Raw genomic sequence first — 17,299 nt, 5'->3', positions numbered from 1 at the left:
TTGCCGTCCTCGGGCTTCCAGAGATCGCGCAGAGCACCGTGGGAGGATGCCGGTCATGATCATGAGCGCACGCAGGTTGAGCACGGGCCGCACGCTGTTCTGGGTGGCATTGGGGTGCGTGGCATTGACCCTGGTGTTCTTCTTGGGGGCGTTCCTCGCCGGCAATTCCTTGGCGCCGCGCAGTGCGGTGGCCGTTCTGGTGGCCGGCCTCATCCTGAGCGTGGTCGCGTCCCTTGTGGCATTGATCCTGGGCATTGCGGGCACCGTGGCCTTCCCGGCCCTGCGGGGCCGTTACGTTCTGGTGTTGCTCCTGGCCATCGTGACATCGCCCCTGCTCTGGCTGCTCTTCTTCGCGCTGCTTGGGTGAGTTACCCACAGCTGCGACGGGTTTTCCACAGATCTCTCCACAGCCTGTGCACAGCACTGCACGGCGTGTTCCACATGTTTTCCACGTACTTTTCCACAGGCCGTGGACGACGGCGGCGCGCCACCGGGCCGCGCGTCGTCGTCTACTCAGCGCCCGGTTCTGCAACGAGCACGGGCGGCTATGGGGGTCGGAGAGCGGTGGGAGAATGAACGGGTGCGCCGCTCGAGGTGGGCGCATTCGTCTGCAAGGAAAGTGAGTGAGGGTGTCGGAATATTCGTCCGGGCCGCGCGAGGACTACGGCCGTACCATGCCGCACGACAACCAGGCCGAGCAGTCGGTGCTGGGCGGGATGATGCTCTCCAAGGACGCCATCGCGGACGTGGTGGAAGTGCTGCGGGGCGTGGACTTCTACAAGCCGGCGCACGAGAACATCTACGACGCCATCGTCTCCCTGTACGGGCGCGGCGAACCGGCGGACGCGATCACCGTGGGGGACGAGCTCACCAAGAACGGTGAGATTGAACGGATCGGGGGGATCGCGTACCTGCACTCGCTGATCGCATCCGTGCCCACGGCCGCCAATGCGGGGTTCTACGCGGAGATCGTGCGGGAACGCGCGGTGCTGCGGCGGCTCGTGGAGGCCGGGACCAAGATCGTGCAGCTGGGCTACGCGCACGACGGTGAAGTGGACGACATCGTCAACGAGGCCCAGGGCGAGATCTACCAGGTGGCCGAGCGGCGCACGGCGGAGGACTACGTCCCGCTCAAGGACGTCATGGAAGCCACCGTGGACGAGATCGAGGCCGCAGGCAACCGCTCCGGGATGCAGGGTGTGCCCACGGGGTTCATCGAACTGGACGAGCTCACCCACGGGTTCCAGGGCGGACAGATGATCGTGATCGCGGCGCGTCCGGCCATGGGTAAGTCCACGCTCGCCCTGGACGTGGCACGCTCCGCGTCCATCAAGCACAACATGACGTCCGTGATCTTCTCCCTGGAAATGAGCCGCAACGAGATCGCCATGCGCTTGCTCTCCGCGGAGGGCACCCTGAACATGCAGGACCTGCGTGCGGGCACCCTGCAGGACGAGCAGTGGGCCAAGATCGCGCAGATCATGGGCAAGATGAACGAGGCGCCCCTGTTCATCGACGACTCCCCCAACATGTCCCTGATGGAGATCCGCGCCAAGTGCCGCCGGCTCAAGCAGAAGCACGACCTCAAGCTCGTGGTGCTGGATTACCTGCAGCTCATGAGCTCTGGCAAGAAGGTGGAGTCCCGCCAGCAAGAGGTCTCCGAGTTCTCGCGTGCGCTCAAGCTGCTCGCCAAGGAGTTGGACGTGCCCGTGGTGGCGCTGTCCCAGCTGAACCGTGGTTCCGAGCAGCGCCAGGACAAGAAGCCGCAGGTGAGTGATCTGCGTGAATCGGGGTCAATTGAGCAGGATGCGGACATGGTCATCCTGCTGCACCGCGAGGACGTCTACGACAAGGAGTCCCCGCGCGCCGGTGAGGCGGACGTGATCGTGGCCAAGCACCGCAACGGTCCCACGAAGACCATCGTGGTGGCGTTCCAGGGCCACTACTCACGGTTCGCGAACATGGCGCTGGAGGGGTTCTAAAGTCTTCAGCTCCCCGTCTTGTGCTGCGTTCCGGGCAAGCCGAGCTGCGCCTTGCGTCCAACCTCCCACCCCCTGGGATCGCACCCACCTCGCCCGTAACCGGCCCGTCCCACTACGCTTTGTCGGTGCTTACCACTGAACAGGCTGCTTACAAACTCGCCTTCCAGATTGCGGACGCCCTGATCCGCAGCGGGGCTGGGTCCGCCAACACCACCAAGTCCCTGCTGTCGATCTTTCGCAAGACGGACCTGCGGGACGTCACGGTGAGCGTGGGCCTGGGGCAGGTGACCATCAGCCACCAGGATGCGCCGGACAAGGCGCCGAGCACTCGCGTGTTCGAGTCCCAGCCCGGAACCCTGGACATCCAGCTGCGCACGGACACGGGCGAGGTGCTGGAAGACTTCGTGCTCGGCCGGATCTCTGCAGAGGAGGGCATCCAGCGCATGGACGAGATCCTCGCGGAGTCCCGGCACATCGGCCACCGTCTGACGGTGACCGGTTTCGGGATGTTCGGTGTCGGGTTCGCGCTGATCCTCGGCGGAAGCTGGCCCACCGCCATCACTGCCGCGATCGTCTCCGCGATCGTGTACGGCGTCTACGCCCTCGTTCAGCGGATCAAGGCCCCCGAGGTCTTCAGCCTGGCGGCCGGGGGGCTGACCGCGGTGCTGGGGGCGACCGCGGCGGGGGTGCTCTTCGACATCACCCAGACGGCCGTGTGCATCGTGGCCGCGCTGGCCGCGTGGCTCGCGGGGATCGCCGCGTACGGTGCGGTGCACGACGTCATCACCGGGTGGTACGTCTCCGCCTCCGGGCGCATCTTCGAGGCCATCACGAGCACTGCCGGTCTGGTGGCCGGTGTGACCATCGGGATCCACGCCATGCGGCCGCTCGTGGGGGACTCCGTGGACTACATCGAGACGCTGCAGATGGACGACTCCCGCTGGGCCCTCACCGTCCTTGGTGCCGCCGTGGTCTCCGCCGGTTTCGCGCTCGCCTCGGGTGGTCGTGGGTGGAAGCTGGCGTCCCTCGGTCTATTCGGTGGCCTGGTGCAGCTGGGGGTCCTCGCCATCACCGCCACGGGCATCAGTTCGTTCGGTGCCATTCTGATCGCCTCGATCGTCGCGGGCATCCTGAGCGTCACCCTCACCCGCGCCCTGAACCTGGCCTCGAACGCCACGCTCATGGTCGTCCTGCTCCCGCTGTTCCCGGGAATGCTCGTCTACCAGGGTGTCCTGGGCGTGATCTTCGGCCTCGAAGACGCCGGGGAGAACGTCCTCGAGGCTGCCATCACCGCGTTCTGCCTGTGCATGGGCGGCATGCTCGGGCAGTACGTGGCGTCCGAGATCCTCTGGGCCGGGCGGCGTCGCCAGTTCGCGCGTCACCACCCGGGCCAGAAGTTCCGCCGCGAGATGGCGGACGAGGAGAACTTCAGCGACATCATGGTCCCGATCTTCTCCAAGCCCTTCACCAGCTGACGCGGGCGCAGATCAAGCTGGGGCGGTCCGCGCTGCGCGCCCGGCGGCGAGGTGGGTCCTGCCCGCGTGTGCCCCGCCGCGGAGGCCGCTACTTCCCCATGGCCTCGGCCACGCGCTCCACGAGCCCGCGCATGTTGGCGAGCGCGCGATCGGCGCGCTCCTCCGGGCTCATGGTCTCCTCCATCTGCCGGATGCCCTCGGGCTTGCGGCGCCCCAGCGTGTAGTCGCTGCACGCCAGGTTCGAGCACACGTAGGTGCCCACGGAGTTGTAGCGGTCCTTCGCAGTCTTGGAACGCTGGATCGACACCAGTGAGACGCCGCTGGCCGGGTGCAACGTCAGGCAGATCTGGCACATGCGTGCGCCACCGCTCGCCTTCTGCGCGCTCTTCTCGAGCACCAGCCCGCGCAGCCCGTGCTCGGTCTCGACGACGACGTAGCCCGCCCGCGGTGACTTCGGGTCGTACCAGCCCAGGAAGATCTGGGACTCCCAGTTCCCGTGGAGCACGTCCTGCGGGATGTTGATGCGCTGCGCGGCGCCCTTGGAGCAGTTGACGAAGCTCTTGCGGATCTCAGTTTCTGTATGCGTATTCATGTTATTTGGTCCTTCGAGGATGGCCTTTCCCTGCCTGTCACGTGCGGGTCAGGACGGGGCGCGGGCGCCCGGGTGTCAAGGGGTGCGGTGGGGGCGGGCGGCGTCGTCGTGCCGTGTGGTGCAGGAGGGCGACGGCGTTCGGCGCGCTCATGGAGCGCGGTCGCCGCGGGGAGGTGGAAAGGGATGGGTGAAAGCGCGCGACGGGCTGGTCTTCACCCGCCGCGTCCGGTCAGCGCTGTCTAGTGCCGGCGGTGAAGAAGCCAGCAACCCCCTGACGCACGAAAGCCTCGTTCCCCCACGACTGTGGATCTCGAAAACGTACGGGGACAGTTTAGATCCACCGTGGGGCTGCCCACCACCTGGCATCGGGTCGCCCAGAAGGGTATCCCGCTGGAGGTGAGCATCAAGTTCCCATACTCGTAGAAGTCAAGAATTTACAAGTGGGTATTGCCTTCTTCCCCTGTGTTTCTAAGGGACAGAGGCTCCGATGTTCAAATTTGTCTGATTCCCGGCTAAATTTTGATACATGCAACCCATGGTCTTCCCCGAGGTCGATTTCGCGAGTGCGCTCGTGACGGATCTGTTCGCCCTGGAGCGGGTGCGCGTGGATTTTCGTACTGAGCACCTTGAGGACCCTCTTGGCCTGGAGCTGCGCAGGCTGTTCCAAGGTCTCACGAGCGTCATGTCGGCACGCATCGAAGGGAACCGGACCACGGTGGCGGATGTCGTGGCCGAAGCCCGGCGGGCCGCGGCCACGGGACAGCCAGCAGCAGACGCCGTGCGAGAGATTCTGCAGCTGGAGCAGGCAACTGACTACATGGACGAGTTGGCAGCCCATGGAAGGCTGTCCCTGACTCATGGGCTGATCCGTGAACTCCACCAGCTCGCCGTGCAGGGACTCGAACGTGAAGGTGACGAGCACCCGGGCAGCTATCGAACAATCCCCGTCGGGATCGCTGGAGCGTCCCATGTCCCGCCCGCACCCGGGTCCGTCCAGGCGGACATGGACCAGCTCCTGGAGTTTGCAAACAAGGAGGTGCCCGCTCAGCACCAACTCCTCCAGATCGCGCTTGTCCACCACCGGTTCGTCTGGATACATCCGTTTGCCAATGGTAACGGGCGGGTCTCACGCCTGCTGACGTACGCCATGCTGAGCAACCAGGGCTACACCTCCAGGAGCGCCGCGCGTCCGCTCAACCCCACAGCAGTTTTTGGTGCCGACCGGCAGTCGTACTACGACCACCTCGCAGGAGCGGACTCCCTGAGCCCGGAGGGGGTACTGGCCTGGGCCGGGTATGTGATCCACGGCCTCAAGGACGACATGGACAGGGTCAGTCGGCTTGCTGCCCCCCGCTTCATTTCCGAGGAGGTCGTGGGGCCTTCGGTCAATGCCGCCCTCGCGGCGGGGGAGCTCACGGAGACGGAGGCAGATGTGATCTACGCGGTGGCGCGCCAAGGGAAGGCCAAAGCGGGCGATCTCGAAGACGTGATCAAGGGGTCTCCGTCGAACAGGAGCCACCGTCTGCGCCGCATGGTCGAGTCCGGGTTGCTACAGAAGATGTCAGGGCCGGGGCGGTACGTGGTGAGTCTGCATCGCAACGTTCTGACCAAGCACGTGGTGCGCCGCCTCAACCAGTTGGACATGCTCCCGGCTATCCTGCGTGACTGAGGTGCGGGACTGTCCACACGACGGCAGGTGAGCGCACAATGCTCCAGTACTCAGCACCTACCCTGGAGGCATGACTTCCTCCGCCACAGCCACCACATCCCTGGGCGTCCTGCAGGAGGTTTTCGGGTATGACGCCTTCCGCGGTGAGCAGGCGGAGATCATCGAGCAGGTGGTCGGCGGCGGGGACGCCGTGGTGCTGATGCCCACCGGCGGCGGCAAGTCCCTGTGCTACCAGATCCCCGCCCTGCTGCGGGACGGCACGGGCGTGGTGGTCTCCCCGCTGATCGCGCTCATGGCGGACCAGGTGGCCGCGCTCGAGGCCGTGGGCATCCGCGCCGCGTACCTCAACTCCACCCTGGAGCCCTACGAGGCGCAGGAGGTGGAGCGGCAGCTTCTCGCCGGGGACATTGACCTGCTCTACATGGCCCCCGAACGGCTCATCCTGTCGCGCACCATCGATCTGCTGAAGCGCTCGCCGGTCGCCCTGTTCGCGATCGACGAGGCGCACTGCGTCTCCCAGTGGGGGCATGACTTCCGCCCCGATTACATGGGGCTGTCCGTGCTTGCGGACGCCTTCCCGGATGTTCCCCGCATCGCACTCACCGCGACCGCCACGCGGGCCACCCACCAGGAGATCACCGAGCGGCTGCGCATGGAGAACGCGCGGCACTTCGTCTCCAACTTCGACCGCCCCAACATCCAGTACCGGATCGAGTCCAAGGACCGCGCGAAGGACCAGCTGCTGCGGCTCATCCAGTCGGAGCACCCGGGGGAGGCGGGCATCGTCTACTGCATGTCCCGCAAGAGCGTGGAGTCCACTGCCGCGTGGCTCGGCGCCCGCGGGGTCGACGCCATGCCCTACCACGCGGGTCTCGACGCCGCAGTACGCCAGGACACGCAGATGCGGTTCCTGCGGGAGGAGGGAATCGTCGTCGTCGCCACGATCGCGTTCGGCATGGGCATCGACAAGCCGGACGTCCGCTTCGTCGCCCACCTGGACCTGCCCATGAGCATCGAGGGGTACTACCAGGAGACAGGCCGCGCCGGCCGCGATGGTATGCCCGCAACGGCATGGATGGCGTACGGCCTGGGCGACGTGGTCAACCAGCGGCGCATGATCGACCAGGGAGACGGATCTGACCTGCACAAACGCAATGCGCGCTCGCACCTGGACGCCATGCTCGCCCTGTGCGAGACCACGGACTGCCGTCGTGTGCAGCTGCTGCGGTACTTCGGCCAGGACTCCGAGCCGTGCGGCAACTGCGACACGTGCCTGAACCCGCCCAAGGTCTGGGACGCCACCGTGCCCGCCCAGAAGCTGCTGTCCACGCTCATCAGGCTGCAACGCGAACGCGGTGAGCAGTTCGGCTCCGGCAAGGTCTTCGACATCCTGCTGGGCCGCAGCAACGAGCGCACGGAGGCGTCGCGCCACCAGGAGCTGAGCGTGTGGGGGATCGGGCAGGACCTCTCCGAGCCGGAGTGGCGCTCGGTACTGCGGCAGCTGCTTGCCCGCCGGGTCGTGGAGGCCGTCGGGGACTTCGGCGTGCTGGTTCCCGGGCCGCAGGCGGGTCCCATGCTGCGCGGTGAGGGCACCCTGGAGCTGGCGGTGGACAGGGCGCCGACGGCGCGCGCGAACGGACGCGCTCGCAGCGGCGGGGGCAGCGGGCGCTCTCGGGCCGCAGACACCCTGGACGAGGCCGCGAAGGAGACCTTCGAGGCGCTGCGGGAGTGGCGGACATCTGTGGCCAAAGAGAAGCAGATCCCGCCCTACATGGTGTTCTCGGACGCCACGCTCGTCGGCATCGTGGAGGCCGCCCCCGCCTCGACCGCGCAGCTCAGCGGCATCAGCGGAGTGGGCGCCAAGAAACTCGCCGAGTACGGGGACGCCGTGTTGGAGGTGCTGGGCTCCCCGGGGTCCTGACGGTGAGAACTGCCCCGGCCGTTCGGCGTCAGTCGGACGTGACGGAGGATATGCGGTCCACGATGGCCTCGGCCACCGCGGGGGCCTCGCGCTCGGGCAGCCAGTGCCCGGCATCGAGCTCGATGAACTCGTACGGCGCGTGCACGTACACCTCGGTCTCCTCGGCGGCCGTTCGGCCCAGGGCGGGATCCCGGTTGCCCCACACGAACGTGGTGGGCACCGTGATGATGCCGTTTCCGGCATTCTTACCGGTCACGCCGTCCTTGCGCAGCATGGCGCGGTACCAGTTGATGGGCCCGCGCAGGTCGTCCGCGGTGGCGAAGCGACGCCCGTAGCGTTCCGCGGCCTCCTCGGGGATGCCCGCACGGCGGGTGAGGGTTCCCACGCGACCGGCGAGCAGACGCTCCGGTGCGGCGGGGATCTGGAACATGCCGATGTACCAGGATTTCTTGACCTGGTCCGGGGTCTTGAGCGCGTGCCCGAGCGCGGTGGGGTGCGGGGTGGACAGCACGGTCAGCGAGGCCACCCGCTCCGGTGCGCGAAGGGCGATGTCCCAGGCGAGCACCCCTCCCCAGTCGTGGCCCACCAGGTGGAACCGCTCCGCTCCGGCCTCGTCCGCGAGGGCCAGCGCGTCCCCGGAGAGCTCCTCGCGGCGGTACGCGGCCAGCTCGGTGGGTCGGGCGCCCGGGGAGTACCCACGCTGGTCCATGGCGAGAGTGCGCAGCCCCTGCGCGTTCAGCCGTTCGGCGACGTCGTCCCAGCCGCGGGCATCCTGCGGGAAACCGTGCAGCAACAGGACCACGGGGCCGTCCTCCGGGCCCTGGTCGAGAACGTCGAATGTGAGTCCCTGTCGCGTGAAGCTGGTGATTCGAGTCATGCCTCCACCCTATGGCGCACGGAGGGGCTCGTCAGCCGTGGCCCCGGACCTGGGGAGGGTCTGCGGCGGAGCGGGTCTAGAAGAACCCGATGACGCGCCCAACGATGACCAGGACGGTGAACGGTGCCACGACCACGGCCAGTCCGATCAGCACGACCTTGTCCACGGCGCCCGCATCGGAGCGCTCGCGGTCGAGGTGCTCTCCGGGCGGGAGCCCGTGGTGCGGGTGCTGCGCGCGGCGGCCGCTCACCGGGAGCTGCCCGTGTACCTGTTGAGCCGCCAAGTGCGGTTCGTGGCCGTCACGCAGGAGGCGCACCGCCGGATCGCCGCGCGCCAGCTCGAGCAGCTGGAGACGGACCGCCGCATCCACGAGGTCTTCACCCAGCTGACCCTGGAGGCTGCCCCGGTCCAGCGGATCGTTGCGGAAGCCGCGCGGCTACTGGGTGCCGAGGTCGTGTGGCGGCGGCGTGTGGCGTCGTCGTCACCGGAGGACAGCGGGGGGACCGTTCCCGTGGCGGTCGCGGGGGAGACGGTCGGGTGGCTGTCCGCCGAGCCGCGGGGTACTGGGCCCGCGTTGCGTGCCATCGTGCTGGAGCGGGCGGGGCAGGCGGTGGCGCTCACGCTGCTGTCCGAGCGCAGCCGCCGGAATGAGAAGCGCCAGGCGGAGACCGCCCTGCTGCACGAGCTTCGGCGCCCGTGGAACGTGGACGATGACTCCGCGCGGCGGCGCGCGCACGAACTCGGGATCGGCGTGCTGCGCGACGGGGTGCTGAGCGAGGCGGCCCCGGCCGCGTGGCTGCCGGTGGTCGTGCGCTGGGAGCGCCCGGGCGCGGACCCGCTGGGCGAGCACCAGGGCGGCGCCGTGCTCGACGCGCTCGCGTGGGCGCTGGGCCGGGAGCGCACGACGGCGCTCGCGGGCCGTCTCGGCGCCGCCTCCGTGGCCGTGCTGGTGCCGCTGGCCGCGCGCACCCCGCAGGACGCGGTGGTGGAACGGGTGTTCGGGGCGGCGGAGCAGCGCCTGGAGGGAGCGTGGCGGGTGCTCGCGGGGGTCACCGATCCCGAGGCGGGCATGATCGGCCCGGCCGCCCGCCTGGACGAGGCCGGAATGATCGCGGAGGCCGCGGTGTCCCTGCTCGCGCGGGACGGTTGCGCGGAAGGTGGCCCCTCGCAGGACGGGACCGTGGCGGACCGCGCGGCACGGCAGGACGCCGCCCGGTCCGGTTCTGCGCGCTCCGGTTCCGCGCGGCGGCGGTGCTTCCGCGCACAGGACGTGCGGCTGCGCGGGCTGCTCGCGATGCTGCGCGGGGACGAGCGCGTGCAGATGTTCGCGCGCGCGGAACTCGGGAGCGTCCTGGACGTGGAGCGCCACGAGGACCGTGAGCTGTTGACGCAGTTCCTGGCGTGCGGCGGGAACAAGAGCCTGCTGGCCCAGCGGATCCACCTCTCCCGCCCGGCGCTCTACGGGCGGCTGGCCCGGCTGGAACGCAGGCTGGGGGTGTCGCTGGACGATCCGGAGTCGCGGACGTCCCTGCACGTGGCGCTGCTGATCGCGGAGGTGGAGGGGTGCTGAGGACGGCCCGGGCGGCGTCGTGCGCTAGGACTCGGTGGGGTAGTCGCGCGGCCAGCTGTGGCCGAGGGTGGCCTCCACGCTTTCGTTGAAGCGGCGGGTGAGACGGGCCAGCGCGGTGACGTCCTCCTGCGGCCAGTCCGCAATGAAACGCTGGTAGGACTCGCGGCGGACCTCCAGTTCCTCCGCAAGACGGTGCACGCCCTCCTCGGTGGGTTGGTGCTTCTTGGCGACGCCGCCCTCAGGGTCCTTGATGCGCTCGATCAGACCGCTCTTCATGGCGGCTGCGACCTGCCGGTGGACGGTGGAGATGTCCAGGCCGAAGGACTGGGCCAGCTCGGCCACGCTCATGGGGCCGCCGGCCTGCAGGCGGGCGAGGAGCACGGTGGAGCTGCGGTCCAGCGCCTCCCGGCGGGACTGGGGTGGCGCTCCCTGGAGGGCGTATCTCGAGAGCAGCATGTTCTCGTAGACGAGTTCGCTCACTGAGTCATCGCTGTGCACGGTTCCATCCTTTCATCCCCGGGTGGACGGCTTCCGAGAGGCTGCCGCCGTGGCAGCTCTCAACGGTAGGCGGGACGGAAAAGCGGGGGAGCGGCGTCGTCGGCAAAAATTGCATAATACAAATCCTGGGGTAATATCTTGCACTATACAAACCCAAAAACTCCAGGAGGTGCCCGTGTCGGTCGACGCGAAGGACGACGTTCCCACAGGTCAACTGCCGGTTGTGGTGGAGCAGGCCACGCCCGGTCCCGCGCACTCGGCGGGCCCGGCACGGCTGGTCACTCCCACGTTCGTGGTCGCGTGGGTGGTCAACTTCCTGCAGTACCTGACCTTCTACATGCTGGTCACCACCATGGCGCTGTACGCGGTAAAGAGCTTTGCCGCCTCGGACGCCGTGGGCGGTTTCGCGTCCAGTGCATTCGTGGTGGGGGCGACCGTCGCGCGGCTGGTCTCCGGATACCTTGTCGACATCCTTGGCCGCCGGAAGATGCTGCTGATCGCGCTCGTGGTCGTGGTGGTCGCGTGCGCGCTGTACCTGCCTGCCGGGTCTCTGCCCGTGCTGATCGGGGTGCGTCTGCTGCACGGTTTCGGGTACGCGTTCGCGAGCACCGCCGTGATGACGATCGCGCAGTCCGTGATCCCCGACTCCCGCCGCGGCGAGGGCACCGGGTACTTCGCGCTGGGCACTACGCTGGCCACTGCGGTGGGGCCCGCGCTGGGGCTCTTCCTGGTGGGTTCTCTGAACTACACGTGGCTGTTCTGGACGACCCTCGTCACCGCCGTGCTCGGCCTGGTGCTGGGTGTCTTCCTGCGGGAGCCCCTGGTCAAGCGTGAAGCCCAGGCCAACCAGGAGGTGGACAAGCAGCGCGCCGCCTTCTCGCTCAGCGACATCGCCCACCCGGCAGTGCTGCCCATCGGCTCCTTCATGCTGGTGGTGGGCGTCTGCTACGCGGGCGTCATCACCTACCTCAACGCCTATGCTGAGGACCGCGGAGTCACCACCGGCGCCGCCCTGTTCTTCGTGGCGTACGCCGTGGCCATGCTGATCATGCGCCTGGTGCTGGGCAAGGTGCAGGACCAGCGCGGCGACAACGTGGTGGTCTACCTGGGCCTCGTCTGCTTCGCTGTGGCCCTGGGCTTCCTGGCGGTGGCGAACCAGGACTGGCAGGTGGTCGTGGCCGGCGCCATGACTGGTCTGGGCTACGGCACGCTCATGCCGGCCGCGCAGGCCATAGCCGTGAACGCGGTGCCCGCCCACAAGCTGGGCACCGGCATCTCCACGCTGCTGCTGCTCATGGACGTGGGCGTGGGTGTGGGCCCCGTGATCCTGGGTCTGTTGCTCTCCGCCGCCGGTTTCGGGGCCATGTACGCGGTTCTCGCCGTGCTGGTAGTCGTTGCCGCCGTGCTGTACCACGCGGTGCACGGGCGGCACCCGCACGCCAAGCGGGGGCGGCTCGTGGTGGACTGAGGTTCGCTCTTTCGGGGGCCCGTGGTTTTCACTGCGGGCCCCTTTCCGTTGTACGGCTGCGTTCGGGGACGACGACGGTGAGGGGCCGGGTGGGCGCGTCTCGTCGTCTCCGCGCCAGGCGGTGCCCTCTCTTCCTGGATCCACTGGTCACGGGACCACCAGCACGGCACCCGCGCCTCCGCGCCCTCCGCCGGGTCCGGGGTCCAGGACTTGCCCGTGCGCGCACGGGGAGTGTGGGCCTCGGTCACCGGGAACCGCTGGGCGCTGCGGCACATGCTCCGACGACGGGCGGGGGTTGCGGGGGCTTGTGCCCCCACCAACCCCCGTGCCTCCAATGGGGATAATGGGGTTAGCGGCGTCGCTAAGTCTGCTGGTAGCCTAGACATAGCAACACCTCGATGGGTGCTTTACCTGGTGTCTCATGAGGAACTTTCGTTGCTATCGGAACACCGCGAAAGTTTGGTCGCTGGAACGGTGTTCGAGCCTTTGAAGGCGGTCCCTGGCGGGGGGCCGCCTTCAGTCATGTGCGGGCGGGTATTCGTATTGGGGTAGATCGAGGCTCCGTGCTGCTTGAGCGACGATCCACCATGACATGCTCACGTCGTCCTGCGCCGCAGCGGAGCGGATGGCGGTTTCCACTTCCTGCGGGATCTGGATGACGAGGGGAACCATAGGCCCCAAGGCGCGAGGTATGCGGCGCGCCCCCTTGTCAGTCATGTGACAAAGTATGCCCCATGATTCTGCATTCGTACACAAACCGCCGCTGGTGTGTCGCCAAGCAGGCCAAAAACAGGAATCAGCTGACGGTGCGCAAGGCGTTCCAGTCGGTGGTGTAGCCGGGGGAGAGGGCTGCCTGGTGGTTGTCCCAGGGCTTGGGGGTGCTGGTCGCGGATCGTCCCAAGCCGACCGTGCCGGTGCCGAACCGGGTGTTGACGGCGTCGATCAGGGACCCGATGGGCGCTGTGGTGGGGGCGGTACCGGGCAGGGGCGCGGCAGCACCGGTGTCGGTGAGCTCCAGGCACATCACCCCGGCGCGCATGTACGGGATCCCGTGCACCAGGTGCGGCTCCAGGGCCCTGCGGGCCGTAGCGGCCAGCGCCCCGGGCTCGTGTGTCGGAGCAGGCAGCCTTACATGAGCGTTGGGGTGGTGGTCAGGGCCTGGGCGGTGGGGTGAGGTGGCGGCGAAGACCGTCAGACGCGCGGCTTCCTGGTCCTCCTTGCGCAGCCGGCGCGCGGCCCGCTGGGCGAAATCGGCCACCGCCTCTGCGATCAGGGCAGGGTCGAGGATTGGTTCGGGGAAGGAGCGGGAGACCAGGATCTGCTGCTTGGTGGCGGTCTCTTCTTCCACGGGGATCGCCGGCACCGCGTTGAGCTCGAGCGCGGTGCGCATCAGCACCACGGAGAACCGATCGCGGATCCGTACCGGGTCAGCGTCGCGCAGCTCGGCGACGGTGGTGGTCCCCTGGGCTGCCAGGCGGCGGGCGGTGCGCGCGGCCACCCCCCACACCTCGGTCACTGGCAGGGTGCCCATAAGCCGGCCCCAGAAGCCCGGCGGGGTGTTCTCCCAGTGCACCACGCCCCCGGTGGCGGGGATCTTCTTGGCCGCTTCGGTGGCCAGCTTGGCCAGGGTCTTGGTGGGGGCGATGCCCACGCTGACGGGCAGCCCTACGTTGCGCGCTACCACCCGCTGCAGCTCCCGGCCCCAGGCCAGCAGCTCGCGTGTGTGCCCGGGGGGAGGGGTCAGGAAGCACTCGTCGATCGAGTAGATCTCCTGTGCCTGGGCGTAGCGGTCCAGCAGAGCCATGGTGCGTTGGGAGAGATCGGCGTAGAGCGGGTAGTTCGAGGATCTGCGCTGCAAGCCCCACCGGCGGGCATCGGCGGCGATCTTGAACCACGGATCTCCCATCTGGATCTCCAGGGCCTTGGCTTCGGCGGAGCGGGCGACCACACACCCGTCGTTGTTGCTCAGCACCACAGTGGGCTTGCCGAGCAGGGACGGGTCGAAAAGACGTTCGCAGGACACGTAGCAGTTGTTCACGTCCACCAGGGCGATCACGCCGAGCGCCCCACGGGGCGTGTTGGTATGTCGCGATGTTCGTTCTTGCGATGTTCCCTGTGCTTGGAGATCTGATCCCTGCCCATGAGAGCAGGTATAGCCGCCGGAGGCGACATCATTGCTGACCCCGCGTGAGGGGGCATGGGTGGGGGTCCGGAGGCCAGGGACCTAGCTTCCTCGAATCAGCGGCCGCGCCCACCCCGGGCGGTGTGCATAGCGAGGTCGCCTCGTCCTTGCCGAGCCGGTTCACTGCTGTCGATCGTGGAACTAGGCTCGGCGCACACGATCCGGATGCACCGGGAGGGGGAGTCCATGCCGAGGATGTCCGCTCTAGAAGCTTCGTGCTGCCGCAGTGCGCCATGGAGTCTTTTGGCCCGGCGAATGGTCCCCTGGGCGACCCAAGGCTTCCCCGTCACCGAGAACGTGCTGGAAATCGGCGGGGGCAGCGGGGCGATGGCCGAAGCGATCGTCCAAGCCAACCCTTGGGTGCGGCTCACTACGACCGACGCCGACCCGGTGATGGTTGAGGTTGCGCAGCAATGCCTTGTCAGATTCCCCCATGCTGAGGCCTGTCAGGCCGACGCCACCCGCCTGCCCTTCGAGGACGAGTCATTTGACACGGTTGTGAGCTTCCTGATGCTCCACCACGTCATCGAGTGGGAACACGCGGTGGTCGAGGGGTCCCGGGTTTTGCGGCCGGGCGGGGCATTGGTGGGATACGACCTGCTTGCCTCACGGATGGCCTCCTTGGTTCACCGGGCCGATCGCTCTCCCCACCGACTCATCGACCCCGGAGCCTTCGAACCAGTTCTCGACCAGGTCGGCCTGGAGCTCCTCGCCCTCCGGTTGTCCTTCGGTGGGCGGATTCTACGCTTTGTTGCCCAGAAGCCAGCTACGCGGTGACCTGCGTTGGCAACCAGGCCTGGACTGCGGGATGAGATCCCGTGCTGTGGGGGCCCTGTCGTTGACAGGGCCCCCACAGCACGGGGGCGGCTTCTCCGGGAGCCCCTGGGTGGATGCCCAAGGCATCCAGTGGTGTGGGTCAGCGGAAGGTGACGTAGCCGACCACGGGCATGGCGTTGACGTCGTGGACGAAGGTGCCCTGGGTCGGATTCAGCGCGGAGATCATCTTGCCGCCGCCCAGGTAGACCCCGATGTGGCCGCCACCGTTCTGGACGACAAGGTCACCGGGCTGGGGGTTGGCGGTCGGGGTACCAGCCGCCCACTGGGCCTGGCTGGTGCGGGGGATCTCGATGCCGTTCTGGGCGTAGACCCACTGGGTGAACCCGGAGCAGTCCCAGGCGCCGAAGGCGGTACCACCCCAGACGTAACCACCGCCCACACCCTGCATGGCGGTGCCCACGAGCCCGCTCCCGGAAGTGGAGACAGCAGTAGTGTCGGTGGACTGGACGGAAACATCCGAGGCCGAGGCCGCCTGCGCCCCAGGGGCCGGGGTGGCTGCCGGGACGATCGGGGCCGCGGCGGGGGACGAGGCCAGGGTCGCCACCACGGGGGCGGGGGTGGAGGAGGCGGTGTTCGAGGGGGTCGGTAGCTCGGCGTAGGCCTGGGCGGGTGCCACCGAGCCAAGCACCGTCGCACCAGCGGCGGCTGCGAGAGTGGTGCGGCGAACGAGGCGGGACGGGGTCTGGGCGCGGTGGCGAGCAGTACGGCGCTGGAACATGGGCATGAGTGGATTCCTCCCTTTGCCTGCGAGGTGAGCTGTCGGATGCGGGTGGGAGACACCCGGCCGGGCGGACGCGCGCGTCCGGCCGGCTTAACCCCCAGGCCCCAAGGGCGGGACCGTGTATGGTTCCCCCGCTTCTGCCAAGCGATGTCTTTTCAGCAGACCCCGGGCACCGGCAGAATTCGGCGATGTACCCGGGGATGCCAACCGGATCGGCGATCGGCACGCAGAGGACAGTAGCGAACAGATAACGGAAAAGTCACGTTACGGTTACGGCCGCTCCTCCCCCCTTGTTTCACCGCCGAGCGGGACGGAGAGACGCTCGGGAGTGACCGCCGAGGCGGCGGCCGCCTTCTACTCGCGCCCCAGCACATTGCTGCCGAAGAGGTGCATATCTGACGGCGACTAGCGGATTTACGCGGTGTGCGCCCAGGCCCTCCTGTACCTGCGGCTCCGTCAGAGGGGTGCAAGAGCGCAGCTGCCAGCCCCTGCCGCCCCACAGGGATTGGTAAGAAAAGGCTAGGAAATAATCCAGGCTATTTTCAGGAAGTCGTTCTCTTCCGGCGGCGCGAGAGAGATTTCTTCATGAGATCTTCATGGTTCCTATGCATCTTTCACAAAAGGAAATGGATGCGTGGCGTGGCGCGCGCCTCGCTCTCGGGATTTCTTCACGGAATCTTCAAGGAGTAAGTGCTTCATCCGGCCAGATCCGCAGTTTGCTGTCGGTTGTATGGCGGATTGGCTCCGGCCGGTTCGTCTCCTCGGCCGAACCGACGAAGGAGCAAGCCATGACTCATCATGTGACGTCGATGCTGGAGACCTACCCGAAGGACCTGGGCGGGGTGGACGAGGAGAAGCTAGCCGCCTGCATCGAGGCCTGTTTCCAGTGCGCCCAGACCTGTACCGCCTGCGCCGACGCGTGCCTGTCCGAGGACATGGTCGCGGAGCTGACCAAGTGCATCCGCACCAACTTGGACTGCGCGGATCTGTGCGAGGCCACCGGGCGGGTGCTCTCCCGGCACACCGGCTACGACGCGAACATCACCCTGGATGCGATCCGGGCCTGCCAGATGGCCTGTAAGGCCTGCGCGGACGAGTGCGAGAAGCACGCCTCGATGCACGAGCACTGCCGGATCTGCGCGGAGGCCTGTCGGCGCTGCGAGGCCACCTGCGCCGAGCTGGTCGCCGCCCTGGGCTGAGCCTGCCCCCGCGGACCCATCACCCGGGTGGCGGACGGCGGTGAGAAGCTCCGGGGCTGGCTGGGAGCGAGGCCGCGGAGCAAGCCCGAGCTGCACAAGTCGGGCGACGCCATGACACACCCACCGCCCGGGTGATGCCCCGGGTGACTGATCACCTGGGGAGAAGTTCCTCCACGGAAACCGGGCCTCTTCTGGAGGCCGACGCTGACCCACGGAGGCCGTGGATGGGCCTCCGTCGGTGAAAGAGGAATCTGATCCGTTGACCGGGCACCTCCGGAGGCGGGGGTTCTCTCTTCCCCCCCGTATCT

Annotated in this window: 15 protein-coding genes and 1 riboswitch; of the genes, 9 read left to right on the top strand and 6 right to left on the bottom strand. The window is 67.9% G+C overall.

Annotated features, from left to right (window positions below; genetic code table 11):
- Positions 1-61 precede the first annotated feature (61 nt).
- The 3 genes from RF650_RS01775 (at position 62) to RF650_RS01765 (ending at position 3,457) form a co-directional block, all read left to right on the top strand.
- Positions 62-367: a hypothetical protein gene (locus tag RF650_RS01775; RefSeq protein WP_368813902.1), complete on the top strand. Its 306-nt coding sequence runs from the start codon at positions 62-64 to the stop codon at positions 365-367.
- Positions 368-674: 307 nt separating this feature from the next.
- On the top strand, positions 675-1,982 hold the full coding sequence (gene dnaB / locus RF650_RS01770) for a replicative DNA helicase (protein WP_231885474.1): 1,308 nt from the start codon (positions 675-677) through the stop codon (positions 1,980-1,982).
- A 125-nt stretch (positions 1,983-2,107) separates the two neighbouring features.
- Complete coding sequence (locus RF650_RS01765; RefSeq protein WP_368813901.1) at positions 2,108-3,457, top strand: threonine/serine exporter ThrE family protein; 1,350 nt, start codon at positions 2,108-2,110, stop codon at positions 3,455-3,457.
- A gap of 88 nt (positions 3,458-3,545) precedes the next feature.
- Here the strand turns inward: RF650_RS01765 and RF650_RS01760 are convergent, their stop codons facing one another.
- Positions 3,546-4,049, bottom strand: coding sequence for an FBP domain-containing protein (locus RF650_RS01760; protein ID WP_368813900.1), 504 nt, complete (start codon positions 4,047-4,049; stop codon positions 3,546-3,548).
- A gap of 535 nt (positions 4,050-4,584) precedes the next feature.
- Between RF650_RS01760 and RF650_RS01755 the strand changes: the two genes are divergently transcribed.
- Both RF650_RS01755 and recQ read left to right on the top strand, forming a co-directional pair.
- Entirely contained in the window at positions 4,585-5,718 is a 1,134-nt protein-coding gene (locus tag RF650_RS01755; RefSeq protein WP_165489835.1) for a Fic family protein, read from the top strand.
- A 70-nt stretch (positions 5,719-5,788) separates the two neighbouring features.
- Entirely contained in the window at positions 5,789-7,639 is a 1,851-nt protein-coding gene (gene recQ / locus RF650_RS01750; RefSeq protein WP_368813899.1) for a DNA helicase RecQ, read from the top strand.
- A 28-nt stretch (positions 7,640-7,667) separates the two neighbouring features.
- Here recQ and RF650_RS01745 read toward each other — a convergent pair whose 3' ends face one another.
- Positions 7,668-8,516, bottom strand: coding sequence for an alpha/beta fold hydrolase (locus RF650_RS01745; protein ID WP_131333820.1), 849 nt, complete (start codon positions 8,514-8,516; stop codon positions 7,668-7,670).
- Positions 8,517-8,553: 37 nt separating this feature from the next.
- On the opposite strand from RF650_RS01745, the gene RF650_RS01740 reads away from it, so the two are divergent.
- Positions 8,554-10,086: a helix-turn-helix domain-containing protein gene (locus tag RF650_RS01740; RefSeq protein ID WP_368813898.1), complete on the top strand. Its 1,533-nt coding sequence runs from the start codon at positions 8,554-8,556 to the stop codon at positions 10,084-10,086.
- Between the two features lie 24 nt (positions 10,087-10,110).
- Here RF650_RS01740 and RF650_RS01735 read toward each other — a convergent pair whose 3' ends face one another.
- Entirely contained in the window at positions 10,111-10,584 is a 474-nt protein-coding gene (locus RF650_RS01735; RefSeq protein WP_098055728.1) for a MarR family winged helix-turn-helix transcriptional regulator, read from the bottom strand.
- A gap of 175 nt (positions 10,585-10,759) precedes the next feature.
- Here RF650_RS01735 and RF650_RS01730 point away from each other — a divergent pair, with 175 nt between their 5' ends.
- Positions 10,760-12,052 carry an MFS transporter gene (locus tag RF650_RS01730; protein WP_206399036.1) on the top strand — a complete coding sequence of 431 codons (1,293 nt, stop codon included), beginning with the start codon at positions 10,760-10,762 and terminating at the stop codon, positions 12,050-12,052.
- 516 nt (positions 12,053-12,568) lie between these two features.
- On the opposite strand, the gene RF650_RS01725 is transcribed toward RF650_RS01730, so the two are convergent.
- Complete coding sequence (locus tag RF650_RS01725) at positions 12,569-12,769, bottom strand: hypothetical protein (RefSeq protein WP_085107277.1); 201 nt, start codon at positions 12,767-12,769, stop codon at positions 12,569-12,571.
- A gap of 79 nt (positions 12,770-12,848) precedes the next feature.
- Complete coding sequence (locus RF650_RS01720) at positions 12,849-14,108, bottom strand: Y-family DNA polymerase (protein ID WP_368813897.1); 1,260 nt, start codon at positions 14,106-14,108, stop codon at positions 12,849-12,851.
- A gap of 291 nt (positions 14,109-14,399) precedes the next feature.
- Here RF650_RS01720 and RF650_RS01715 point away from each other — a divergent pair, with 291 nt between their 5' ends.
- Positions 14,400-15,011 carry a class I SAM-dependent methyltransferase gene (locus tag RF650_RS01715; protein ID WP_206399128.1) on the top strand — a complete coding sequence of 204 codons (612 nt, stop codon included), beginning with the start codon at positions 14,400-14,402 and terminating at the stop codon, positions 15,009-15,011.
- A 139-nt stretch (positions 15,012-15,150) separates the two neighbouring features.
- On the opposite strand, the gene RF650_RS01710 is transcribed toward RF650_RS01715, so the two are convergent.
- Positions 15,151-15,795: a C40 family peptidase gene (locus RF650_RS01710; protein WP_368813896.1), complete on the bottom strand. Its 645-nt coding sequence runs from the start codon at positions 15,793-15,795 to the stop codon at positions 15,151-15,153.
- Between the two features lie 5 nt (positions 15,796-15,800).
- A riboswitch (cyclic di-AMP (ydaO/yuaA leader) is annotated at positions 15,801-15,990 on the bottom strand.
- 590 nt (positions 15,991-16,580) lie between these two features.
- Between RF650_RS01710 and RF650_RS01705 the strand changes: the two genes are divergently transcribed.
- Positions 16,581-16,991: a four-helix bundle copper-binding protein gene (locus tag RF650_RS01705; protein ID WP_019310387.1), complete on the top strand. Its 411-nt coding sequence runs from the start codon at positions 16,581-16,583 to the stop codon at positions 16,989-16,991.
- The last annotated feature ends 308 nt before the right edge of the window (positions 16,992-17,299 follow it).

Source organism: Kocuria sp. CPCC 205297, from assembly GCF_040981035.1.
Taxonomy (GTDB): Bacteria; Actinomycetota; Actinomycetes; order Actinomycetales; family Micrococcaceae; genus Kocuria; species Kocuria marina.
Note: the sequence above shows the minus strand (reverse complement) of the source record. Positions and strands in the feature narration are given on the sequence as shown.